Annotated in this window: 16 protein-coding genes; 6 read left to right on the top strand and 10 right to left on the bottom strand. The window is 34.0% G+C overall.

Translation table 11 applies throughout. The annotated features are described in order from the left end of the window. Window positions 1-97: 97 nt before the first annotated feature. Complete coding sequence (gene thrA, locus DMB71_RS12530) at window positions 98-2,545, bottom strand: bifunctional aspartate kinase/homoserine dehydrogenase I (protein WP_111366576.1); 2,448 nt, start codon at window positions 2,543-2,545, stop codon at window positions 98-100. 640 nt (window positions 2,546-3,185) lie between these two features. Between thrA and hutH the strand changes: the two genes are divergently transcribed. The 4 genes from hutH (at window position 3,186) to DMB71_RS12510 (ending at window position 7,940) form a co-directional block, all read left to right on the top strand. Next, window positions 3,186-4,700 carry a histidine ammonia-lyase gene (hutH, locus tag DMB71_RS12525; RefSeq protein WP_111366574.1) on the top strand — a complete coding sequence of 505 codons (1,515 nt, stop codon included), beginning with the start codon at window positions 3,186-3,188 and terminating at the stop codon, window positions 4,698-4,700. 49 nt (window positions 4,701-4,749) lie between these two features. Next, window positions 4,750-5,394, top strand: a complete 645-nt coding sequence (locus DMB71_RS12520) for a DUF47 domain-containing protein (protein ID WP_008462731.1) — start codon at window positions 4,750-4,752, stop codon at window positions 5,392-5,394. Window positions 5,395-5,424: 30 nt separating this feature from the next. Beyond that, window positions 5,425-6,756, top strand: a complete 1,332-nt coding sequence (locus DMB71_RS12515; RefSeq protein WP_111366572.1) for an inorganic phosphate transporter — start codon at window positions 5,425-5,427, stop codon at window positions 6,754-6,756. A 188-nt stretch (window positions 6,757-6,944) separates the two neighbouring features. Continuing rightward, window positions 6,945-7,940 carry a WG repeat-containing protein gene (locus DMB71_RS12510; RefSeq protein WP_111366570.1) on the top strand — a complete coding sequence of 332 codons (996 nt, stop codon included), beginning with the start codon at window positions 6,945-6,947 and terminating at the stop codon, window positions 7,938-7,940. Window positions 7,941-7,942: 2 nt separating this feature from the next. Here DMB71_RS12510 and DMB71_RS12505 read toward each other — a convergent pair whose 3' ends face one another. The 3 genes from DMB71_RS12505 to DMB71_RS12495 form a co-directional block, all read right to left on the bottom strand. Further along, the gene (locus tag DMB71_RS12505; protein WP_111366568.1) at window positions 7,943-8,461 is read right to left on the bottom strand and encodes a DUF421 domain-containing protein; all 519 of its coding nucleotides are present in this window, start codon (window positions 8,459-8,461) and stop codon (window positions 7,943-7,945) included. Between the two features lie 101 nt (window positions 8,462-8,562). After that, window positions 8,563-9,930: a 30S ribosomal protein S6--L-glutamate ligase gene (gene rimK, locus DMB71_RS12500; protein WP_111366567.1), complete on the bottom strand. Its 1,368-nt coding sequence runs from the start codon at window positions 9,928-9,930 to the stop codon at window positions 8,563-8,565. A gap of 140 nt (window positions 9,931-10,070) precedes the next feature. Then, on the bottom strand, window positions 10,071-12,617 hold the full coding sequence (locus DMB71_RS12495; protein ID WP_111366565.1) for an ATP-dependent Clp protease ATP-binding subunit: 2,547 nt from the start codon (window positions 12,615-12,617) through the stop codon (window positions 10,071-10,073). Window positions 12,618-12,875: 258 nt separating this feature from the next. On the opposite strand from DMB71_RS12495, the gene gyrA reads away from it, so the two are divergent. Both gyrA and DMB71_RS12485 read left to right on the top strand, forming a co-directional pair. Continuing rightward, complete coding sequence (gene gyrA, locus DMB71_RS12490) at window positions 12,876-15,521, top strand: DNA gyrase subunit A (protein WP_111366564.1); 2,646 nt, start codon at window positions 12,876-12,878, stop codon at window positions 15,519-15,521. A 36-nt stretch (window positions 15,522-15,557) separates the two neighbouring features. Continuing rightward, window positions 15,558-16,826 (top strand): tetratricopeptide repeat protein, encoded by a 1,269-nt coding sequence (locus tag DMB71_RS12485; protein WP_111366562.1) that lies wholly within the window; start codon window positions 15,558-15,560, stop codon window positions 16,824-16,826. A gap of 62 nt (window positions 16,827-16,888) precedes the next feature. On the opposite strand, the gene DMB71_RS12480 is transcribed toward DMB71_RS12485, so the two are convergent. From DMB71_RS12480 to DMB71_RS12455, 6 genes are all read right to left on the bottom strand, one after another. Beyond that, the gene (locus tag DMB71_RS12480; protein ID WP_111366560.1) at window positions 16,889-17,308 is read right to left on the bottom strand and encodes an OsmC family protein; all 420 of its coding nucleotides are present in this window, start codon (window positions 17,306-17,308) and stop codon (window positions 16,889-16,891) included. Between the two features lie 355 nt (window positions 17,309-17,663). Then, window positions 17,664-19,643 carry a DUF349 domain-containing protein gene (locus tag DMB71_RS12475; protein WP_111366558.1) on the bottom strand — a complete coding sequence of 660 codons (1,980 nt, stop codon included), beginning with the start codon at window positions 19,641-19,643 and terminating at the stop codon, window positions 17,664-17,666. Between the two features lie 251 nt (window positions 19,644-19,894). Beyond that, the gene (locus tag DMB71_RS12470; RefSeq protein WP_111366556.1) at window positions 19,895-20,647 is read right to left on the bottom strand and encodes a lipid A phosphoethanolamine transferase; all 753 of its coding nucleotides are present in this window, start codon (window positions 20,645-20,647) and stop codon (window positions 19,895-19,897) included. Window positions 20,648-20,702: 55 nt separating this feature from the next. After that, on the bottom strand, window positions 20,703-21,455 hold the full coding sequence (locus tag DMB71_RS12465; RefSeq protein WP_111366956.1) for a shikimate dehydrogenase family protein: 753 nt from the start codon (window positions 21,453-21,455) through the stop codon (window positions 20,703-20,705). Between the two features lie 2 nt (window positions 21,456-21,457). Next, window positions 21,458-22,852: a tetratricopeptide repeat protein gene (locus tag DMB71_RS12460; protein ID WP_111366554.1), complete on the bottom strand. Its 1,395-nt coding sequence runs from the start codon at window positions 22,850-22,852 to the stop codon at window positions 21,458-21,460. 265 nt (window positions 22,853-23,117) lie between these two features. Continuing rightward, the gene (locus DMB71_RS12455; RefSeq protein ID WP_111366552.1) at window positions 23,118-24,308 is read right to left on the bottom strand and encodes an aspartate aminotransferase family protein; all 1,191 of its coding nucleotides are present in this window, start codon (window positions 24,306-24,308) and stop codon (window positions 23,118-23,120) included. Window positions 24,309-24,324: the final 16 nt, after the last annotated feature.

Genomic DNA, 24,324 nt, shown 5'->3' with positions numbered 1-24,324 from the left:
TTCCACTCATTATTTTTTAAGGTTCATAATAGCAAAGGTTCATAGTAGCAAAGGTTTTAACTTTGTCCCTTTGCACCTTTGAGCCTTTGTACCTTTACTAGATATTTCCAATTCTAATTACATCTGCAAAAATTCCTGATGCTGTAACCGCAGCACCCGCTCCGGCTCCTTTGATCAATAAAGGCTGATCTACGTAACGATCTGTGTAGAAAAGTACGATATTGTCTTTTCCTTCTAAATTATAGAAAGGATGATCTTTTGGAATGAATTGCAGACCAACGCTTGCTTTTCCGTTTTCGAATTGTGCTACGTATTTCAATCTTGAATCTTTGGCTAAAGCTTCTTTATAAATGTCTTCAAAATGAGAAGCGTGTTTGATTAACGAAGCAAAGAAATCGTCGTTATTTGTTGTTGCTAAACATTCTGCAGGCAAGAACGATTCGTTTGCAATGGCGTCGATGTCCATTTCATACCCGCTTTCGCGAATTAAGATTAGGATTTTACGCGCTACGTCGATTCCGCTTAAGTCGATTTTTGGATCTGGTTCTGTGAAACCTTGAACTCCTGCTTCTTTCACTACATCGTGGAAAGAATTGTTTTCATCAAAGTTGTTGAAAATAAAGTTCAAACTTCCTGATAAAACGGCTTGAATTTTGTGCACTTTATCTCCAGATGCAATCAGATTTTTTACAGTATCAATAATTGGCAATCCCGCACCAACATTCGTTTCAAACAAGAAAGGAGCATTGTATTGACGAGATAAGCTTTTTAGTTTTTTATAGTTGTCGTAAGCAGATGAACAAGCAATTTTATTGCAAGTTACAACGGCAATACTTTCTTTTAAGAATTTCTCGTAAGCTTCAGAAACCGTTGCATTTGCAGTGATATCTACAAAAATACTGTTACGTAAATTCAATTCTTTTGCTTTTTTGATAAATTCTTCAATACTTGCTGGTTCACCTTCGCTTAAAGCGGCATCCCAATTTTTTAAAGAAATTCCGTCTTCGTCAAATACCATTTTTCTTGAGTTTGACAAAGCAATTACGCGAACGTTTATCTTTAAATTATCTTTTAAAAACTTTCTTTGGTTGTGAATTTGCTCGATGAATTTTTCACCCACATTTCCAACTCCCATTACAAATAAGTTGAGCTGTTTTGTGTTTTCTTCGAAGAAATTTTCGTGCAAAGTATTCAGCGCTTTTTTAACGTCTCTTTCGTTAATTACAGTCGAAATGTTTCTTTCAGAAGCACCTTGCGCAATGGCACGAATGTTTACGTTATTTTTTCCTAAAGTACTGAACATTCTACCGCTTAAACCTTGGTGATTTTTCATATTTTCACCCACCAAAGCAATAATGCAAAGGTCTTTTTCTACATAACAAGGATCGATTTTGTTTTGCGAAATTTCGATTTCGAATGCTCTGTTAATTGCAGCTTCGGCATTATCAGCATCCGAATTTAAAATTCCGATACAAATAGAGTGCTCAGAAGAAGCCTGAGTAATAAAAATAACATTGATTTTTTCTTGAGATAATACTTCAAACAAACGTCTAGAAGAACCTGCAACTCCAATCATTCCTGGACCTTCAAGAGTTAAAAGCGAAATATGATCAATATGGCTAATTCCTTTTACAACAGTATCTTTTGATGAAACCTGATTGGAAATTAAAGTTCCCTCAGCTTCTGGCTCAAAAGTATTTTTGATTAAGATTGGAATGTTTTTTCTTAAAACTGGCTGAATTGTTGGTGGATATAAAACTTTTGCTCCAAAATGCGACAATTCCATTGCTTCTTGATAAGAGATATTCGCAATTGGCTGGGCTTGTTTCACGATTTTTGGGTTGGCTGTAAACATTCCGTTTACGTCTGTCCAGATTTCCAATTGTTCCGCATTGATTGCTCCAGCGATAATGGCAGCAGTATAATCTGAACCTCCGCGACCTAAAGTCGAAGTGATTCCGTCTAAAGTCTGCGCTATAAATCCAGGCATGATATTGATTTTCGATTCATTAGAACCAAAATATTCCTGAATCAATTTATTCGAAACTTCAAAGTTTACAACTGCTTTTCCGAAGTTGTTATCTGTTTTGATTAATTCTCGGCTGTCTTTGTAAACCGCATCTTTACTGATTTGCTCATAGGCTTTAGCAATAATGAATGATGATAGCAGTTCTCCAAAACTTAAAATAGTGTCGGCAGTTCTTGGAGATAATTCGCCAAGCAAGAAACATCCGTCTAATAAAGTTTCTAAATGGTTGATAATTCTCTTAACATGGCTTAAAAGACTGCTTTGTTCGCTTACTGGAATCAGTTCTTTAAGCGTGTCAAGGTGTTTTTTCTCGATTTCAGCAACAACTTCTCTAAAGCTTTCGTCGTTTGCAGCTGCTTTTGCCGCCGCCAATTGCAGTAAATCAGTTACTTTGCTTAAAGCAGAAACTACAACAACTAATTGATCTTGCTTTGCTTTTTGGTTAACAATGTCGAGAACGAGTTTTATATTTTGAGCATTGGCTACCGAAGTTCCGCCAAATTTTAATACTTTCATTTTATGTGATATTTTTTAATAAGGTGCAGAGATTTTGAGTGAAGGTTCAAAGGTTATCAACTGTGAACTGAAACTGAAAACTGCGACTTTTTTTTGTAAATGTTTTTTATGTATCCAATATCTCTCTTCTTTCAAGAAAAAAGTATAGGTAACCTAGGATTATATGTAAAAATGTATACCCCTAAGGGGTAGTAGTTGTTGTTGTAGTAATAATGGTAGCAGCAATTGCAACTCCTGTTTGAGCTGTAATAATTGTAGACTGATATTTTATGCTGTTACTTTTCATTTTTGATTTTTCAAAAGTACAGTTTTTTATAAGAGTTAAAAACCCAAAAAGCTTTTTTACGAATATTTTAATAATTCAAATCTCTATAAATCAATATTGAGTATTTGTTAAAATTGAATATGTTAAATTGATGTTTTGATATAATTTGAACAGCTATTTTTATAGATTGAACCTCTGCAAAGGATTGATGGATAGGTCAAAAACATATGGAAAACTGGAAAAAAAGAGATGTTTTGATTTGAAAAGCTTTTTAAAGTATGTTAAGAGCTTTTATTGAAATCTTAATTATTGTGATAAATTGTTGCTTTTTAATATTGATTTGTTGAATTTTGGCGTTTAAAATTTACAATCATCATGAGAGAGATCCATTATATAAGTTCGGAAACGATTACTTTAGAAACATTACAAGAAATTTTAAGTCAAAATAAAATACTTGAATTATCTGAAGAAGCTAAAGTAAATGTTCAGAAATGCCGTGATTATTTAGATAAGAAAATGGCATCGCATACAGCGCCAATTTACGGTATTAATACAGGTTTCGGATCTTTATATAGTGTGAAAATCTCTAATGAGAATTTATCTAAACTTCAAGAAAATCTTGTAAAATCACACTCTTGCGGAACTGGCGAGGAAGTTCCTGCAGAAATTGTAAAAATGATGCTGTTGCTTAAGATACAATCTTTGAGTTACGGACATTCAGGAGTTCAGTTGATTACTTTACAGCGATTGGTTGATTTTTACAATAATGATATTCTTCCTATTATTTATACGCAAGGTTCGCTTGGAGCTTCTGGAGATTTAGCTCCTTTGGCGCATTTGTCTTTGCCTTTAATTGGAGAAGGAATTGTTTTGTTTGAAGGAAAAAAAGTGGCTTCTGCCGAAATTTTGAAGCAGTTTAATTGGGAACCGATCGTTTTACAGTCAAAAGAAGGTTTGGCTTTATTGAATGGAACTCAGTTTATGAGTGCTTATGGAGCTCATATTTTAATTAAAGCGTATAAATATTCGTATTTGGCAGATTTAATCGGAACTATTTCTCTAGAAGGTTTTGATGGAAGAATCGAACCATTTAATGAATTGATACATTATATACGTCCGCACAAAGGACAAATCGTAACAGCACAAAGAATTACTGAATTCTTAGACGGAAGTGAAATTATTGCTCAAGAAAAGAAACACGTTCAAGATCCGTATTCTTTCCGTTGTATGCCACAGGTTCACGGAGCTTCAAAAGATGCGATTGATTATGTTCGAAAAGTATTCAAAACAGAAATCAATTCGGTAACTGATAATCCTAATATCTTTATCGAAGCTGATCAGATTATTTCGGGAGGAAATTTCCACGGACAGCCTTTAGCTTTAGCTTTAGATTTTATGGCAATTGCTTTGGCCGAATTAGGAAGTATTTCTGAAAGAAGAACCTATCAGTTAATTTCAGGATTGCGTAATCTTCCAGCATTTTTGGTAGATAATCCGGGATTGAATTCAGGATTTATGATTCCACAATATACAGCTGCAAGTATCGCAAGCCAGAACAAACAATTGGCAACTCCAGCAAGTATCGATAGTATTGTTTCGAGCAATGGTCAGGAAGATCACGTGAGTATGGGAGCAAATGGTGCGACAAAAGCCTTACGTGTTTTAGATAATTTGGAGCGTATTTTAGCAATCGAATTATTAAATGCTTCTCAGGCAATTGCGTACAGAGAGCCATTAAAACCAAGTGATTTTATCGAAATGTTCTTAAGCAGTTACAGAGAAGTTGTGCCTTTGGTAAAAGAAGATAGAATCTTACATAATGACATAGAAAACACGGTTTTATTCCTTTCGAGTTTTCAAATTGAAAACGATTTGTTAACAATGGCTTAACACTGAAACGTGTTATTGAAGGTAATTTTGCACTATCAAAAATAAAACAATGTCAATAAACAGTATTTTCCAATTTTTAGTGCCGAAAGACAAAAAATTCTTTCCACTTTTTGAAGAAGCTTCTAGCAATTTAATTGAATTAGCATCTAACTTGCACGAAGCTGTAAATTTACCATTAAAAGAAAGAGAAATTCTTTTTCAAAAAATTGACGAATTAGAACAAAAAGGAGAAGACATTACTCGTCAGACAAACTTAGAGTTAAGCAGAAACTTTATTACTCCGTTTGACAGAGAAGATATTCATACATTAATTACTTCAATTGATAATGTTGCAGATTACCTTCACGGTGCATCTAGCCGTATGAGATTGTATCAGGTAGATAAGATTACAAAATCTATCAGAAAGATGACAGAAATCAACCTTGAAGCTTGCCAAAACATTGACAGTGCAGTAAAAGAGTTGAGAAACTTACAAAATTTTAAAGTTATTAAAGATGCGTGTGCTAGAATTAACAAACTAGAAAACAAATCTGATAACGTTTATAACAAAGCAGTTTTTGAAATTTTTGAAAACGAAACAGACGCTAAAAATATTATTAAATATAAAGAGGTGTTATCTGTTTTAGAATCAGCAACAGATAAATGTAAGAGTGTTGCGAACATACTAGAATCTATTTCTGTAAAACATTCTTAATTCAATTTTTCAATCTGAAGTTATAATCTTATGACTATACTTATATTAATTATAGTACTTGCCTTAATTTTTGATTACATCAATGGTTTTCATGATGCGGCAAATGCTATAGCGACTGTTGTTGCAACAAAGGTTTTGACACCTTTTCAGGCGGTAGTCTGGGCAGCATTTTTTAACTTTCTGGCGTATTGGGTTTTTGGATTTGGTGTTGCTGATACTGTTGCTAAAACAGCGCACACTATGGAAATTAACCTAGTAGTAATCTTGGCTGGAGTTATCGCTGCAATCTGTTGGAATTTATTGACTTGGTGGTTAGGAATTCCTTCAAGTTCTTCTCATACACTTATTGGAGGTTTTGCAGGAGCAGCTGTAGCACATGCTATCGCAGTCCATGGTTTCTCAGGTTATGTTGGAGAAGACGGAGCAACTCACTACTGGTATGAAATTGTAAGCTGGTATAAGGCAGGTAAAGACGGAGCAATGCCTTCGGGAGTTCTCATTATCATTGCTTTTATTGTTTTAGCGCCATTATTAGGAGCATTGGCTTCTTATTTAATTTCGATTTGGCTTTTAAATGCTTCTCGTAAAACAATTGGTCCTAAAATCTTTACTGCAGCTTTAATGGTTGCTACAATTGTATTTGTGTACTATCAAATGGTGCCTTATGATAAGATTGAAAAACCAAGATTTGATTCTCATTTTTGGAGCGTTGCATTTGAAGCTCATAATATTAAATGGTTTTTAGTAGCGTTTATTATCTTAACAGTAAGCGGATTTTGTTTAATATTCAGCAGTTTAAATCTTCATCAGGCAGATGCTGCTTTAAAGAAAATGCAGTTGTTATCTTCTGCGGCATTTAGTTTAGGTCACGGAGGAAACGATTCTCAAAAAGTAATGGGTATTATTGCTGCAGCTGTAGCAGTTTATATCAATACAAATCCTGGAGTTCATATGGATGCTTGGTTAGATGTTGTGCTTCCAAATGATGACGCAGGTATTAAAGGTGTAATGCCAAGTTGGATTCCGTTAGCATGTTATTCTGCTATTGCTGCGGGAACTTTAAGCGGTGGATGGAAAATTGTGAAAACAATGGGTTCTAAAATTACCAAAGTAAGTTCGTTTGAAGGTGTTGCTGCAGAAACAGCAGGAGCTTTGACACTTTACTTTACAGAACACTTAAAAATTCCAGTAAGTACAACCCATACTATTACAGGATCTATTATTGGAGTTGGATTAACAAAACGTGTTTCTGCCGTTAGATGGGGAGTTACAGTAAGTTTAATCTGGGCTTGGATCTTAACTATTCCAATTTCAGCTTTATTAGCAGGTTTGGTTTATTTTATTCTAAGCGTATTTATTTAATCTGAGAAAATGAATTTTGTGAAATGTGAAAAGTAAGTCACATTTTGTTAATATACAAAACCGATTTCAAATTTGAAATCGGTTTTTTTTGTTTTAATTTGTTTTAAAGTAAAAGAATAAAAGCTTTTAGAGGCTATAGGAATAGCCAATTTTGCAGACTTTTGTAGATAGTTTAATATTATAAATAAATGAAGAGAATAATTGTATTGGTTTTATTTCTGATTGTAAAATCTAGTTTTGCTCAATTAAAAGAAAAAACTTTTAAATATGGTTTTGTCGATCAGACAGGAAAAGAAATCGTTCCTTGTAAATATGATGGTATTAGCGCATTTGAAAATGGTTTTGCGGTTGTACAATTAAAAGGCAAAAGCGGTGTGGTAGATAAAACAGGCAAGGAAGTAATTCGTTGCATTTATGATGAAATAGTCAATAATCCAAATTGGATAATAGTTAGCAATAAAAATGCTAAAGCTCAGTATCTAGTTAAATCAACCGACGTGTTGTTAACTAAAAAATACGATGAAGCAAAAATTTTGTCGCCAGAAATAACAGCTGTAAAACTGAATAATAAATGGGGTTTTATTGATGTGGTTGGAGAAGAAATAAGTCCAAAATATGATGAAATAATTGACTTTTCGGATAGGTTTGCAGTTGTGAAACTAAATGGCAAATTTGGCATTGTAGATCAGATTGGGAAAGAGGTTGTTTCGCCAATTTATGATCATGTTCAAAATTTTAAAGATGGTTTTGCAGTAGTAGAATCAAATAATAAGTTTGGAGTTATTGATGAAGATGGCAAAATTGTAGTTCCTGTAAAATACGATATGAATTTTTCTTTTGCAGATAATGTTTCTGTTGTAAAGCTGAATGAAAAATACGGAGTATTGGATAATAACGGAAAAGAAATCGTTCCTGCAAATTATGATTTCATGATGCTAAATGATGATTTATTGCAGGTAAAACTTGCTGATAAATCTGGATTAATTGATAAAACAGGAAAAGAAATTGTTCCTGCAAAATATGATATAATTGAGTCTTTTAAAGATGGAATCGCCGTAGTAAAACTGGATGGAAAATATGGTTTTATTAATAAGGAAGGAAAAGAAATCGTAACTCCAAAATACGAAAAAGCAGATGATTTTAAAGATGGTTTAGGTGCTGTTAGAATTGAGGTTGGGAAGTAAAATTAAAGCTTTTGAAGGTTTTTATGGTTATGTTTACGTTTGTAATGTGTTTGTTTCAGATGCTTTTTATCCGCTGAAATTATACTGATTGTTCCATCAATTTCAAGCATCGCAAGTTTGATATCAGTGAGATGTTCTAAACCGTGCTCGCGCGCTGCTTCTTTTAGTTCTTCGTGTGAAACATCTAATCGGCTCAAAGCTTTGAAATCTAATATTCCGTTATGAATTAATACTTCTGGTTTATCTAATAATAAATCGCCAAGAGTTTTGAATTTCTTTGTTAGCTTTTTGATTGCAAAATTGATTGTAAATAATACTAAAGCGGCAATCAAGCCTCCAATTAAACTTGTATCAGGGCCAACCATTGCATTTTGGACAGAGTTGCTGATTAATAAAATCAGAATAATATCAGCAGTGTTTAATTGCGAAAGTTCTTTTTTGCCGAATATTCTTAAAGCAATTGTCATGAAGAAATAGACAGCAACACTTCGGATAATAATATCTAAATAGGGGAAAACCATGTTTTTTTATTTTAAAGTTAAATAAAAAAGCTTTGTCAAAGTTTTAAACTTTGACAAAGCTGCTAAATTATTTACGAGATATTAAGTTTAAATGAACTTAATTATAATTTAAAATTCTTTTCAATCGCTTTTATCATTTCTCCAGCTACATCTTTGTTAGTTGCGCCCTCGATTCCTTCAAGACCTGGAGAAGAGTTTACCTCAAGCAATAATGGGCCTTTAGACGAACGAATGATATCAACACCAGCAACTTTTAAATCCATTGCTTTTGCGGCTTTTATAGCAATCTTTTTCTCTTCAGAAGTAATTTTAATGACAGATGCTGTTCCGCCAAGGTGAATATTAGCTCTGAATTCGCCAGGCATTGCCTCACGCTGGATTGCGGCAACTACTTTTCCATCAATCACAAAACAGCGGATGTCTTTTCCGTTGGCTTCTTTAATGAATTCTTGAACCAAAATATTGGCATTTAAACTTTTGAAAGCATTGATAACACTTTCTGCAGCTTTTTTGGTTTCGGCCAAAACAACACCTTTTCCTTGTGTTCCTTCCAATAATTTTACAATTAAAGGGGAACCGCCAACCATTTTAATTAAATTGTCTGTATCAAGCGGAGAATTGGCAAATCCTGTAGTTGGAATATCAATTCCGCTGTTCAATAATAATTGTAAAGAATATAGTTTATCTCGAGATTGAGTTATAGCTGTCGCCGAATTCAAAACAAAAACCTTCAAAGCTTCAAACTGGCGCGTTAAAGCACAACCGTAAAACGTAATGCTTGGTCGAATTCTTGGAATAATAGCGTCAAATTCATTTAAGATTTTTCCGCCTCTGTAATGAATTTCAGGTTTTTTGGCATCCAATTTCATGTAACATTCCTTGATGTTTAAGAAATGCATTTCGTGACCGCGCATTTCACCAGCTTCCATGATTCTTTTATTGCTGTATAATTCTGGATTGCTGGCCAAAAGACCAATTCGCAAGCCAGTTTTTGCTTTTTCTGAATTTTGGTATAATTCTTTTAAAGATTCTGCTGTAGGCTGTCCTAACAGGTATTTTTGTTCAGGATCGACCAAAACCCTTCCGCTCATCGCTTCGCGTCCTAAAAGCATTCTAAATCCCATAGAATCGCGATTAGTTAAGGTCATTTCGATTGGCCATTTGGCGTCGCCAATTTTTAAGCTGGTTTGGATCACATAACGATGTTCTCTAAAACCGCTCGAACTTTTTACAATTCGCTTGTCGACCAAAGGAGCTTCACAATGAATAATGGTTTTGATATTATTCTGAATCGGATTAATGTCGAATTTAACCCAATTAGCATCATTTTTTATAAAAGGCGCTATGTTTAAAGCGTGCATTGCCGAAGTTTTGGCACCAGAATCTACACGAGCCTTAATTGTCGGGATTCCAAGTTCTGGAAATGAGCACCATTCTTCGCTGCCTAAAATGACTTTGTTTTGAAGCATATTTTGTTTTGTATTATAGAATTTAAATTCAAAAATAGCTATTTGCTTTTACTAAAGATAGTGATTTTTAATAAAAAAAATACCCGTTATGTTATGAAAACGTAACGGGTAAGTTATTTCTGTTATAAATTTTGACTAATTTATTGATTCGTTGGCTCTTCTGCTTTATGAATTTCTACTGATAATTCTTGTGAATCATCTTTCAAGTCCATCATGATTTCATCGCCTGAATGTATTTTTGAAGTGATGATTTCTTCTGCTAACAAATCTTCAACATATTTCTGGATTGCTCTTTTTAGCGGTCTTGCTCCAAATTGCTTATCAAAACCTTTATCAGCAATAAATGCTTTGGCTTTGTCTGTTAAAGTTAATTTGTAGCCTAACTCTGCAATACGAGAATATAGTTTTTTCAATTCGATTTCGATAATCAAATCGATATCAGCTTTTTCTAAACTGTTGAATACAATTACGTCGTCAATTCTGTTTAAGAACTCAGGAGCAAAAGTTTTCTTCAATGCATTTTCGATAATGCTTTTTGAGTTTTCATCGGCTTGAGCTGTTCTCGCAGCGGTACCGAATCCAACGCCTTGTCCGAAGTCTTTCAACTGACGTGCACCAACGTTAGATGTCATGATAATGATCGTGTTTTTGAAGTCAATTTTACGACCTAAACTATCAGTCAAATATCCATCATCTAAGACTTGAAGCATCATATTGAATACATCTGGGTGGGCTTTTTCGATCTCGTCTAAAAGAACCACACAGTAAGGTTTTCTACGAACTTTCTCAGTCAATTGACCTCCTTCTTCGTAACCAACGTATCCCGGAGGCGCTCCAACTAAACGAGAAATCGCAAATTTCTCCATGTATTCGCTCATGTCGATACGAACCAAAGCATCTTCAGAATCAAATAATTCTTTTGCTAAAACTTTAGCTAATTGCGTTTTACCAACCCCTGTCTGACCTAAGAAAATGAATGAACCAATTGGTTTGTTTGGATCTTTAAGTCCAGCTCTGTTACGTTGAATAGAACGTGCAATTTTAAGAACTGCCTCATTTTGTCCAATTACTTTATTTTGGATCAATTCAGGCAAGTGAGCTAATTTGTTGCTTTCTGTCTGTGCAATTCTATTTACAGGAATTCCGGTCATCATAGAAACAACATCGGCTACATTATCTTCTGTAACTTCGATTCTGTTGTTTTTAGAATCTTCTTCCCATTGTTCTTGTGCTAAAGCAAGATCTTTTTCGATACGTTTTTCATCATCGCGAAGTTTGGCTGCTTCTTCATATTTTTGTTTTTTAACAACCATATTTTTCATTTCGCGAACTTCTTCCAACTGACGTTCTAGATCCAAAATTTGTTTCGGAACATCAATGTTTGTAATGTGTACGCGAGAACCAGCCTCGTCCATTGCATCGATCGCTTTGTCTGGTAAGAAACGCTCAGACATATATCTGTTCGTTAACTTAACGCAAGCTTCGATAGCTTCTGGAGTATAAGTTACGTTGTGGTGATCTTCGTATTTGTCTTTTACGTTGTTCAAAATAGCGATTGTCTCTTCAACAGAAGTCGGTTCAACAATTACTTTTTGGAAACGTCTTTCTAAAGCACCGTCTTTCTCAATATATTGTCTGTACTCATCAAGAGTAGTAGCACCAATACATTGGATTTCACCTCTTGCTAAAGCAGGTTTGAACATGTTTGAAGCATCAAGCGAACCTGTTGCTCCACCAGCACCTACAATAGTGTGGATCTCGTCAATGAAAAGAATAATATCATCGTTTTTTTCAAGCTCGTTCATAACGGCTTTCATTCTTTCTTCAAATTGTCCTCTGTATTTAGTTCCAGCCACTAAACTTGCAAGATCTAAAGTAACAACACGTTTATGGAAAAGAATACGAGATACTTTCTTTTGGATAATACGTAGGGCAAGTCCTTCTGCAATAGCAGATTTACCAACTCCAGGTTCTCCAATAAGAAGCGGATTGTTCTTTTTTCTACGGCTTAAAATTTGCGATACACGCTCAATTTCTTTTTCTCGTCCTACAACAGGGTCTAATTTCCCTTCCTCAGCCATTTCTGTTAAATCTCTCCCAAAATTATCTAAAACTGGAGTCTTAGATTTTTTGTTTGACTTATTGGCGGGATTATTAAAGCTGCTTTCTTTTAGACTGTCATCTTGTCCTGAATCGTCATTGTATGATTCGTTTCTTGGCAAGTTTTCTAAGAATTCTTCTTCGTTTGGAGTCATATTTAAGTACTGTTCTTTAGCTACGTCATAATCTATTTTTAGTTTATTCAGCAGCTTGGTTGTTGGATCGTTTTCGTTTCTCAAGATACATAACAGCAAATGTGCCGTGCTAATCGATGAACTTTGAAATACTTTTGCTTCAAGAAAAGTGGTCTTCAGGGCTCTTTCGGCCTGTCGGGTAAGATGAAGGTTTTTCTTTTCTGCATTTACTTCAACGCTCAGGTTGGCAGGGCTCAGTATTTCTACTTTTCTGCGTAAATGATCTAAATCGACAGCTAGGTTATTAAGTATATGAATAGCTTTTCCGTTACCATCTCTCAAAATACCTAGCATAAGATGTTCTGTACCAATAAAGTCGTGCCCTAGACGTAGAGCCTCTTCCTTACTGTACGTAATTACATCTTTTACTCTTGGTGAAAAATTATCATCCATAATATATAATTGGTATTGTAAATTTAGTGAATTACAGTTTTAAAAACAAAAACCGTACCCATCGACATCTCCTGTCAGCTAATAGACGAAAAAAAAGACAATAAAACAGTTAAAAAACGTTTAATTTATTAACTAAAAGCCAAAATAAAGTTGTTAATAAATCATTGAAATAAGTGTAAGGAAATAGCTGAAAAAATTTCAAAAAAACGTATCTTGGCACGCTTTGAAAACTAATATAATTATTTAATATAACAACTTATGTCTGAAGGAGAAAAGTTAATTCCCATTAACATAGAGGATGAAATGAAGTCAGCTTACATCGATTATTCGATGTCAGTAATTGTATCGAGAGCACTTCCTGATGTTAGAGATGGCTTGAAACCAGTGCATCGAAGAGTTCTTTACGGAATGTATGATTTAGGTGTAACATCAAGATCTGCCCACAAAAAGTCTGCGAGAATTGTAGGGGAGGTTCTGGGTAAGTATCACCCTCACGGTGATACCTCTGTTTATGATGCAATGGTGCGTATGGCGCAGGAATGGAGTATGCGTTATTTATTAGTTGACGGACAGGGTAACTTTGGTTCTGTCGATGGAGACAGTCCTGCAGCAATGCGTTATACTGAGGCCAGAATGCGTAAAATTTCTGAAGAGATTATGGCCGATATCGAAAAAGAAACAGTTGATTTTCAATTGAACTTTGACGATACAATTTACGAACCTAAAGTAATGCCAACAAGAGTTCCTACTTTGTTAGTAAACGGAGCGACAGGTATTGCAGTTGGTATGGCGACAAACATGCCGCCGCACAATTTAACTGAAGTTATCAACGGTACTTTGGCGTATCTTGATAATAATGATATTGAAGTTGATGAGTTAATGACTCACATCAAAGCTCCAGATTTTCCTACTGGAGGTATTATTTACGGATACGAAGGTGTTCGTGAAGCTTTTAAAACGGGTAGAGGACGTATTGTAATGCGTGCTAAAGTTGGTTTTGAAGAAGTTGACGGAAGAGAGTGCATTATCGTTACCGAAATTCCATACCAAGTTAACAAAGCCGAAATGATTAAACGTACGGCTGATTTAGTTAACGAGAAAAAAATCGAAGGTATTGCGAATATTCGTGACGAGTCGGATAGAAGCGGTATGCGTATCGTATATATTTTGAAACGTGATGCTACGCCAAACGTAGTTTTAAATACTTTATACAAATACACTCAATTACAGTCTTCTTTTAGTGTAAATAACATTGCATTAGTAAAAGGACGTCCTCAATTATTGAATCTAAAAGATATGATTCACTACTTTATTGAGCACCGTCACGATGTAGTAGTTAGAAGAACACAGTTTGAATTACGTAAAGCAGAAGAAAGAGCTCATATATTAGAAGGATTAATCATTGCTTCTGATAATATCGACGAAGTAATCGCGTTAATTAGAGGATCTAAAAACACAGACGAAGCAAGAGAGAAATTAATCGAAAGATTTAAATTATCAGATATTCAGGCTCGTGCTATTGTTGAGATGCGTTTACGTCAGTTAACAGGTCTGGAGCAAGATAAATTAAGAGCTGAGTTTGACGAATTGATGAAGTTAATCGAGCATTTGAAAGCTTTATTAGCAGATGTTAATTTAAGAATTGACTTAATTAAGGAAGAGCTTACAGAAATTCGCGATAAATACGGGGACGAAAGACGTTCTCAAATTGAATATTCTGGAGGTGATGTAAGTATTGAAGATTTAATTGCTGACGAAAATGTGGTTATTACTATTTCGCACGCAGGTTACATCAAACGTACAAACTTATCTGAGTACAAAACTCAAAATAGAGGTGGAGTTGGACAGAAGAGCGCTGGAACAAGAGATCAAGATTTCTTGGAGCACATGTTCGTGGCAACAAACCATCAATATATGATGTTCTTTACTCAAAAAGGAAAATGTTTCTGGATGCGTGTTTATGAAATTCCAGAAGGAAGCAAAACAGCAAAAGGTAGAGCAATTCAGAACCTGGTGAACATTGAAAGCGATGATAAAGTAAAAGCTTTCATTTGTACACAAGACTTAAAAGACAAAGATTACATCAATACGCATAACCTTGTAATGGTAACAAAACAAGGTCAGGTGAAGAAAACTTCTTTAGAAAAATATTCTAAACCAAGAGCAAATGGAGTTGCGGCAATTACAATTAAAGAAGGTGATGAGTTAATTGGAGCTCAGTTGACAAACGGAGAAAGCCAAATTATCTTAGCAGTTAAATCTGGTAAATTGGTTCGTTTTGAAGAAACTAAAACACGTCCGATGGGAAGAACAGCTTCTGGAGTTCGTGGAATTACTTTAAAAGACGAAACAGATGAAGTAATCGGAATGGTTACGGTTGATAAAAACGATATTTCTACATCTCAAATCTTAGTTGTAACTGAAAATGGATACGGAAAACGTACTAAATTGGTTGACGACGATGGAGAAGATGTGTATAGAATTACAAACCGTGGAGGTAAAGGGGTTAAAACTCTTAACATTACGGAGAAAACTGGTAAACTGATTTCTATCAATGCCGTTACAGATGCAGACGATTTAATGATTATTAATAAATCTGGATTAACGATCAGAATGGCTATTGAAGATTTGCGTGTTATGGGACGTGCCACTCAAGGTGTTAGATTAATTAACCTTAAAGGAAAAGATTCTATCGCTGCCGTTACAACAGTAATGAAAGACGATGCAGAAGAAGTAGAAGTTGATGAAGACGGAAACGTAATCGAATCTGCAATCGAGAGAGTGAAACCAGATATGGAAGTTCTTGAAGATGATGGAACAGCAGAAGAAGATGATGATTCTGATGATGATGTAGCAGAAGATGAAGATGATGCTGAGGCAGAAGATGAAGAATCTGATGAATAAGTAAAAACAAAAAATTAAATACAAATAAATACCATTATGAAAAGTAAATATGTAATACTTGCATCGGCATTACTGATCTCTGTAGCGACGTTTGCTCAAAAAGATCAAATTAAGAATGCTGAAAAAGCATTAAAAGGTGGAGATGCACAAGGAGCTCTTGCACAATTGAAAGATGCTGAGAACTTAATTGCAAATGCTAAAGATACTGAACAAGCACAATATTATTTCGTTCAAGGAAATGCTTTTCTTGACCTTGCAAACAAAAAGGTTGAAGAAGGTAAAAACTTGTTAGCAGCTGCAGATAGCTACAAAAAATTAATTGATGTGGAAAAAGCTTCTGGAAAGCTAAAGTATTCTACACAAGCTGCAGCATCAATTACTGACATTAAAGGTTTATTGATTAATTCTGCAATTGCTGATACACAGGCAAACAAACATGTTGATGGTGCAAAAAAATTGTACCAAGCTTATGAATTAGATAAAAAAGACACTATCAACTTGTACTATGCTGCTTCTACAGCTGTAAATTCACAAGATTTTGATCTTGCTTTGCCAATGTATGAAGAATTAAAAAAATTAAACTATTCTGGAAAAGGAACTTTGTACTTAGCGGCAAACAAAGCTAATGGAAACGAAGATAATTTTGCTAATGCTAAGGAAAGAGATTTAGCTGTTAAATTAGGAACTCACGAAAAACCTAAAACTGAAGCGATTCCTTCTAAAAGAGGTGAGATCTACAAAAATTTAGCATTAATCTTAGTTCAAAAAGGACGTACTGAAGATGCTAAAAAAGCAATCGCTGATGCTAGAAAAGCAAATCCAGATGATACTTCTTTAATCTTGACAGAAGCTAATTTATATCTAGAGACTAAAGACTACGATATGTACAAAAAATTAGTTAACGAAGCTTTAGAGAAAGATCCTAAAAATGCTGATTTAGTATTTAATTTAGGAGTAATTAGTGCTGGAGCTAAAAATGCTGCTGACGCAGAAAAATATTACTTAAGAGCTATCGAAATCAACCCTGATTACACAAATGCTTACTTAAATCTTGCTGCTTTAAAATTAGAGGCTGAAAAACCAATCATTGACGAAATGAATAAATTGGGAACTTCTGCTAAAGACATGAAACGTTACGATGTTTTAAAAGCGCAAAGAGAAGCAGTTTTCAAAGGAGTAATTCCTTATCTTAAAAAAGCAAACGAATTAGATCCTAAAAACGAGGATGTTTCTAAAACATTATTAGGAGTTTACAATGCTCTAGAAATGACTGCAGAAGCTAAAGCTTTAAAAGCAAAAATGTAATAATTACCGCTTTTTAAAAATAAAAAAAACCATTCACCGCGGTGAATGGTTTTTTTATGCTTTTAGCTGATTAGTTCAGCAGATAAAGTAATGGTCGTGTTTAATAGTTTTGAAATCGGGCAGATTTCTTTTGCTTTAGCAGCTGTTGAGGCAAATTCCTCGGCAGAAATTGAAGGAACTTTTCCTTTTAAATCTAAATGGATTAAAGTAATTGTTCCGTCTTCAAAAGTTACTGTCGCTTCTGTGGTTAAATCATCAGCTGTAAAACCTGCTTCGTTAAGTAAAAAGCTTAATTGCATAGTAAAACAGCCAGAATGAGCTGCAGCAACCAATTCTTCTGGATTTGTGCCAACGCCGTCAGCAAATCTTGTTTTAAAAGACAGTTGTGCATTATCTAAAGTTGTACTTTGAGTACTAATTGTTCCTTTTCCTTCCATACCGGTTCCTTTCCAGTTGGCGTGTGCTTTTCTTGTAAATTTCATATTCTCTTATTTAAAAATTAGTATTAAATGTTATTTGCTTGATTTTTAGTTAATAGTGGTAACTCAAATATAATCAATATTTTGCAGAATAATTTTATGAAATTTAATTGTATTGTTAAGTTTTGGGGTTTTAGGTTGGAGTGAGTTTTAACCGCAAAGTGCGCAAGGGTTTACGCAAAGCGCGCGAAGTTTTTGTATCATAGTAAGACAATGCTTTGTGAAGGTTGTGGTTTTAAAAAAAAAGACACAATGATTGTCATTGTGTCTTTTTAAATTAGTCAAAAAATAAAATTCCAAATTCCAATAAACAACGTTTAATTGGAATTTGGAATTTAAAAAAATGGAATTTTAAAACTTATTCTTGTCCCAAGTTTCTTAATTGTTTCAATTTATCCTTCCATACTTCAAGGCTTTCTTTGTGGATAGCGATGTTTTTGCGTACTTCCGTAACAATTGAATTCTCTTTTTTGGCATTTTTAGTATTTGTAAAGAACTGAATGTTGTTTTCTAACTGGAAAATTTCATTTTGAACTTCCTCAATTTTACGCATAATAAAGATTTTTTCATTGTCTAATTTACGCGTGTCATTACTGTCAGTTAGAGAATCAATGCGGTTTGCAAAACGCATCATTTCAGATTCTTTTTTGCTTAAACTCAGTTTTTCAAAAAGAGCATCCAATATTTTATTGAATTTTCCTTCGATGTGTCTTCTAGAAAAAGGAACTTTTCCAAAACCTTTCCAAGTTTCTATATGTGCTTTTATAGCATCTAAGTCAGTTTTGTGATCTCCAGTTAATTGGAAAGCTCTTAAAGTATCTAAATATGCTTTTTTATTATCAAAAGCAGCTATTTCTTCACTATTTTCTTCAGACTTGTGCTCTTTTAATTTGTCGAAATAATGGTTGCAAGCATCTTTGAATTCTTTCCAGATTTTGTCTGAATATTTTTTAGGAACATGGCCAATTTGTTTCCATTCTTCCTGGATTTGTTTCATCACAGGAGTTGTAGTTTGAAAATCGGTGCTTTCCTGTAATTCTTTTGCTTTTGCAACAAGAGCCAGTTTCTTATTTAAATTATCGTTTTGATCTTTTTTGATGTCTTTATAAAACGAATTTTTAAAAGCATTGAAGTTTCTAACCGCAGTTTTAAAAGCAGCCCAAGTTTCTTCATTAACTTCAGAAGGGACTTTTCCTGCCGCAAAAAACTCATTTCTTAAATCTTCTACTTTTTGAATCTGAACAAGCCATTGCGAGTGAGAATTTACTTTTTCGCTTCCAAGAGCTTCAATTTTAGCAATAATTTCTTTTTTTATTTCAAGATTTTTTTGCTCATTTGCTCTTTGGCTTTCAAATAAAAGCTCTCTCTTATCGTGTATTTTCTTAGTTAGTTCGCTAAACTGATTCCAGATAGCATCGCGATGCTCTTTAGAAACAGGTCCGATTTCTTCTTTCCAGATTCGGTGTAAATCTTGTAATTCGCGGAAAGATTTGCTTACATCAGCATCGTTTACCAATTCTTCAACGCGAGCTATAATTTTTTGTTTTAATTCTAAGTTGTGTTTAAAATCTAAATCTCTGGCCTCACGGTCTAAATGAAGATAATCGTAGAAGTTTTCTACATGGAAATGATAATTATTCCAAACGTGATTATATTTGTCTTTCGGGATAGCTCCTGCATTTTTCCATCTTTCTCTTAATTCATTAAAATGCTTAAGAGTATCTTTTATATTTTCCTGCGGATTAATTAATTCCTTTAATTCTTCAACAATAGCCAGACGATTATCTAAGTTGGTTTTTAAATTAGTTTGTAAATGTTTAAAATGAGCATTTCTTTTCTCTCTAAAAACATTATAATATTCGTCAAATTTTGATTTTAAAGGAAGATGATATTCAAACTCTTCATTAGGATCTGGATTAGAAGCTAAAAACTCTTCTTTTTTCTCTTCTATAAGATGGTGATATTGTAGCAGGAAAGCTTTTTTGATTTCTTCGATATGATCTTTTACAGACATTGTCTTGTCTATATTCACCAGTTTTTTTAGTTCATCAACAAGCGCATCTAGAGAAAACGTATTGTAATCTTGCATAGGAATGTCATGACGTTCCTTCAAAGTTTCGTCTTCGCTTTCAGCAGCGTTCGAATTGGTAATAACATCTAATGCTTCCTGATGGGCATCTTCTTGATTAGCTAATTCATTTTCAGTTTCTGGAGCCAAATCTTCGGTCAGAGTTTCAGAATCTGAGATTTCAATTGCATCATTTGCTACAGAATCATTTACTTCGATTCCAGTTTTTCCGTCTGCTTCATGCAGGTTATCATTCTTTTCTTCTAACATCTTGAAATGTATAAGGTTTTTATTGTAAACAGTGCGAAAGATAGTAAAGGTGTTTCTAAATACAAAATAAATCCTTTGTTTATACGCTAATTTACGGTGAAATTCTCATTGTTTAATTCAATTTAGCAGTATGATATATTAATTTTTGTTATTTTAATTGATAAGATAGGAATAATATTTTTTGCGAGTTTTTTAATGAAAAAAGAAAAAAATATTAAAAAATGAAGCTGAATCAAGGGATTGTTTGTGTATCAAAACAAAACTAAGAGTCCCACTTCGACACCAAAATTATATGATTTTTCACCGCCAAAAGCTACGCTAGGGTGTACATAAACTAAATTTGTTGGAGTGATTTTTCGACCAAATTCCATAAAAGCATTATTTTGAAAACCGTCCAAAACGTAATTGTATCTAAAACCTACATCTGTAGCAATCCAATTTTTGCCAAAAAACCATAACAAGTTGTTTTCTAAGAGAGTTACGCTCACGTCACTTCGGTTGCTTGATCCTGCAAAACTCTGGGAATGTTCAACAGTTGCAAGCCATAAGAATTTCTTCTGATTGAAGTATTTTGCAAAAATACCAGCAGGAATTACAACCCATTTCCCTGTACCAAAACTGGGGTCTGCAGCAGAATTTGAAATGACACGGGTTCTAAGGCCAATGCCACTGTTTTTTTTAAAATAAGGGATAAAACTAAGCCCAACACCTACATCACCAAGTCCGGTTTGATTGATAGAATTAGAGTTAGTTGAAATTAAAGGCAAATCAAATCTCAGATTCCAAGCTTTGTTACCAATTGGCTGTAAAATACGCAAATCTGTAGTATTATATGAGCCATTCTTAGTGTCTAAATACTCATTATATAATAAAATGGTCTGAAGAAAGTAATGATATCGAGGCTCAGCAAATGGACTATTGCTTCTGTCTATATCTTCGTCTTGGGCTGATGCAAGAACTGTAATAAGAAAAAAAATGCTAAAGTAAAGTAAATGTTTTTTCATAACTGTCTGCAAATGAGTAGACTAATTTACAAAAATTACTTTAACATTTTATTTTTTATTTATTCCAGATTTTCCATGCTTTTTCAGCCTGAAAAATAAGCATATCGTGCCCGTTTTTAATGACAGCGCCTTTTTCTTTTGCTTTTCTTAAGAAAGTAGTTTCTGCTGGATTATAGATTAAATCGTATGCAATATGTTTTTCTGTAAAAAACTCATAAGGCAAAGTTGGACAAGCTTCAACATTCGGACTTGTTCCAACTGGTGTACAATTAATTATAATCTGAAAATTGTCAAAAGTTGTCGCATTGATTAAATCATAATCAATAATATTTTCTTTTGCTTCTCTAGAAACAAAAGTGTACGGAATATCCAATTCGTCCAAAGCAAAAGCAACACCTTTAGAAGCGCCTCCTGTTCCCAAAATAAGAGCTTTTTTATGATGAGGCTCTAATAATGGCTTTAAAGACTTCTTGAATCCGTAATAATCGGTATTATATCCTTTTAGCTTACCGCTTTTAGTAAATTTAATCGTATTAACAGCGCCAATTAGAGCAGCTTTTTTTGATAGTTTATCTAAGAAAGGAATAACTTGTTCTTTGTACGGAATAGTAACATTTAAACCTTTTAAATCAGGATTGTTTTTAATTAACTCTGTGAAGTAATTAATCTCAGAAATGTCAAAATTCTCATAGCTGTTACCAGCAAAAACTTCATTATTAAATTTTTCTGTAAAATAACCTTTTGAAAAAGAGTAGCTTATGTTGCGTCCCAATAATCCAAAACGTCTTCTCAATAAAATATCAACCATTCTTATTTGCGATGTTTTTCTATATAATTTTTTACTGTTTTTTTTGTCCAAACTACTGGAAACAAATCTTCTATTAAGATATAGTTGTCAAAGTTTAAACGTAAACCATTGCTTAAATGAAATTTAGCTTTTGTGTTGTCTTGAATCATAAAATACAATCCAGCCAAACGGTATTCGATTTCGTTCTCTTCAGGGAAATATTCTGTCGCTTGCAATAAAGTCTGGATAGCCGTTTCAAATTCTCCTAAAAATTGAAGAATATCAACCCAAAATAACCAAGTGTCTAATGCATAATCTCCAAATTCAACTGCTTTTCTAAAACCAAATTCAGCTTCTTCAAAGAAATTCATCTGTTTATTGATTGTAGCATATCTTTTCCAGTACAAGCGATTCTGATTGTCGATTGCCAATGCTTTATTGACAAAAAACAATGCTTTCTGATAGTTTTTCTGGCGAAGGTGAAAATCTGTTATCGCAATCCAGCCTTTATCTAAGAGAGGATCTTCATGAACAGTTTGGTTATAATATTGAATCGCTTTCGCTAAATTTCCAAGTTTTTCATAACATTTTCCAATTCGAAGAAGAGCGTACGAAGTTGCATCGTCCAATTCGATGGTTCTGTTATAGCTTTCAATTGCTTCATTGTATTTTTTTAGGCGCTCGTAAGCTTTTGCTTTTTCCATAAAAGCACCCAAAAATTCATCATCAATCAGCGTTGCATAATCAAATGCACGTATCGCTGCTTCATATTCTTTTACGCCATAATGGAGACGTCCAAGCTGATGCCATGCAATTTCACTGTAGGGATTTCTGTTGATATATTCGTTAAGATAAACAATAGCTTCTTGGTTCTGATCTAAAAATTCAAAACAATACACTACGTTATAAAGAGCAGATTGATCTTCTAAGTCTTCTTCAAGACATTTGATGAAACTCTCCTTTGCCAGCTCGAGGTTGTCCATAAAAAGATATTCCATTCCAATCAAATTATACACATCAGCATAATCATCAGTATATTGAAGCGCGATTTTTAACAGTTCGACTGCTTTTTCGTGCTGGTCTCTTTTGGAACAGATATTGGCTTTCTGGATATAGATTTCCTCGTTGTTAGGTTCAATTGCGTATAACTCATTCAAAAGCTTTTCAGCGATCTCGAGTTTGTCATCATAAACTAGCATTTCTACTTGTACTAATTTTAAGCCTGTAGATTTTGGATGCTGGTCTAATGCAAGTTTTAAGGCCTTTTTTGCTAAATTAGCCTTACCTATGTCTAAATAATGAAGAATTATTTCTTCGAATTCTTCAGAATCAAAAAAGAGTACTTTGTTGGTTTTTAACATCGACTCAAATTTGGATAGGGATAGGTTATAATCTTCTTCTTCGTTGCTTAATTGCATACTTCGTATTTTTGAAATTAGCCTGTTATAAATTTAGGCAACCATATAATCGCTGTAAGGATAGGAAATTAATTGTTTTGAACAATTTAATTAACAAAATATGGCGTTTTTTATTCTATTTTGGGAAGAAATCTCCTTTATTCTTAAGGGATTAGCTTCGGTTTTGTCATTTTTTTATTTCTATCGGAAGACTTTTTTGAAGTAGAAATTGAGTTTTAATTTCTGTCAGTTTTATTAAAAATACTGCTCAAATAATTTTTATTTTTTAGTTGTTCTTCTTCATTATTTCATCCATCACTTCTAAAATAATCGCGCATCCTTCTCTAATTTCATCTTCAGAAATGGTCAAAGGAGGTGTAATTCGTATAGCACATCCTTCAAATAAAAGCCAGAATAAAATAAGTCCTCTGTCTTGACAGGTTAAAATGACTTCGTTGGTAATGTCTGCCGATTCTGTCATAGCGGCAAGCATTAATCCTTTTCCTCTAACTTCTGTAATCAAAGGATGTACCAAAAGCGATCTGAAGAGTTTTTCCTTTTCTAGCGTTTCTGCCATTAAATTTGTTTCAGTTAATTCTTGCAAAGTAGCTAAACAAGCTGACGCAATGACAGGATGACCTCCAAAAGTGGTAATATGTCCCAACTTTGGATTTTCTGTTAAAAGATCCATTTTTTCGGCAGAAGCAGTAAAAGCGCCAACAGGCATTCCGCCACCCATTCCTTTACCCATAACCACGATATCAGGAACAACGTCGTAATTTTGGAAACCAAAAAGTTTTCCCGTTCTTCCAAAACCTGGTTGGATTTCATCAACAATCATTAAGGCTCCAACCTCATCACAGCGTTTGCGGACTTTTTGAAGGAAGTTGTTTTCTGGCTGAATAAAACCAGCGCCACCTTGAATAGTTTCTAAAAGAATTGCCGCTGTTCGAGTAGTTATTTTTTGTAGATCTTCTTCATTGTTGAAAGTGATAAAATCAACATCTGGAAGTAATGGTCTAAAAGCTTGTTTGCGCTCTTCAAATCCCATTACGCTCATAGAACCCATTGTGTTTCCATGATAAGCGTTGTGGCAAGAAATAAGCTGACTACGGCCTGTAACTCGTTTTGCAAGCTTTAAAGAGCCTTCAATCGCTTCTGTACCAGAATTAACCAAATAGGTTTTATTTAAAGATTCTGGAAGCAGAGAGGCCATCATTTTGCAATATTGAACGGCTGGACTTTGAGAATATTCTCCGTAAACCATTACATGCGAATATTTATCCAACTGATCTTTTATAGCTTGGTTTACTCTTGGATGCTGATGCCCTAGAGTACATGCCGAAACTCCAGCAACAAAATCTAAATATTTTTTATCGTTTGTGTCGTATATGTATGAGCCAATGGCATGCGAAACTTCCATTCCGAGTGGGTAAGGAGAAGTCTGCGCTTGATATTTTATAAAATCTGGATTCATTTCTTTTAAGCTTCTA

Origin of the sequence: Flavobacterium tistrianum (assembly GCF_003254545.1) — a bacterium.
GTDB classification, from domain to species: domain Bacteria; phylum Bacteroidota; class Bacteroidia; order Flavobacteriales; family Flavobacteriaceae; genus Flavobacterium; species Flavobacterium tistrianum.
The sequence above is the reverse complement of the archived record's forward strand: the minus strand, read 5'-3'. Positions and strand labels throughout refer to the sequence as shown.

What these genes read in the sequence shown, in the direction of transcription:
- thrA (WP_111366576.1), bottom strand. Translation starts at nt 2,545, where the DNA reads ATGAAAGTATTAAAATTTGGCGGAACTTCGGTAGCCAATGCTCAAAAT.
- hutH (WP_111366574.1), top strand. Translation starts at nt 3,186, where the DNA reads ATGAGAGAGATCCATTATATAAGTTCGGAAACGATTACTTTAGAAACA.
- DMB71_RS12520 (WP_008462731.1), top strand. Translation starts at nt 4,750, where the DNA reads ATGTCAATAAACAGTATTTTCCAATTTTTAGTGCCGAAAGACAAAAAA.
- DMB71_RS12515 (WP_111366572.1), top strand. Translation starts at nt 5,425, where the DNA reads ATGACTATACTTATATTAATTATAGTACTTGCCTTAATTTTTGATTAC.
- DMB71_RS12510 (WP_111366570.1), top strand. Translation starts at nt 6,945, where the DNA reads ATGAAGAGAATAATTGTATTGGTTTTATTTCTGATTGTAAAATCTAGT.
- DMB71_RS12505 (WP_111366568.1), bottom strand. Translation starts at nt 8,461, where the DNA reads ATGGTTTTCCCCTATTTAGATATTATTATCCGAAGTGTTGCTGTCTAT.
- rimK (WP_111366567.1), bottom strand. Translation starts at nt 9,930, where the DNA reads ATGCTTCAAAACAAAGTCATTTTAGGCAGCGAAGAATGGTGCTCATTT.
- DMB71_RS12495 (WP_111366565.1), bottom strand. Translation starts at nt 12,617, where the DNA reads ATGGATGATAATTTTTCACCAAGAGTAAAAGATGTAATTACGTACAGT.
- gyrA (WP_111366564.1), top strand. Translation starts at nt 12,876, where the DNA reads ATGTCTGAAGGAGAAAAGTTAATTCCCATTAACATAGAGGATGAAATG.
- DMB71_RS12485 (WP_111366562.1), top strand. Translation starts at nt 15,558, where the DNA reads ATGAAAAGTAAATATGTAATACTTGCATCGGCATTACTGATCTCTGTA.
- DMB71_RS12480 (WP_111366560.1), bottom strand. Translation starts at nt 17,308, where the DNA reads ATGAAATTTACAAGAAAAGCACACGCCAACTGGAAAGGAACCGGTATG.
- DMB71_RS12475 (WP_111366558.1), bottom strand. Translation starts at nt 19,643, where the DNA reads ATGTTAGAAGAAAAGAATGATAACCTGCATGAAGCAGACGGAAAAACT.
- DMB71_RS12470 (WP_111366556.1), bottom strand. Translation starts at nt 20,647, where the DNA reads ATGAAAAAACATTTACTTTACTTTAGCATTTTTTTTCTTATTACAGTT.
- DMB71_RS12465 (WP_111366956.1), bottom strand. Translation starts at nt 21,455, where the DNA reads ATGGTTGATATTTTATTGAGAAGACGTTTTGGATTATTGGGACGCAAC.
- DMB71_RS12460 (WP_111366554.1), bottom strand. Translation starts at nt 22,852, where the DNA reads ATGCAATTAAGCAACGAAGAAGAAGATTATAACCTATCCCTATCCAAA.
- DMB71_RS12455 (WP_111366552.1), bottom strand. Translation starts at nt 24,308, where the DNA reads ATGAATCCAGATTTTATAAAATATCAAGCGCAGACTTCTCCTTACCCA.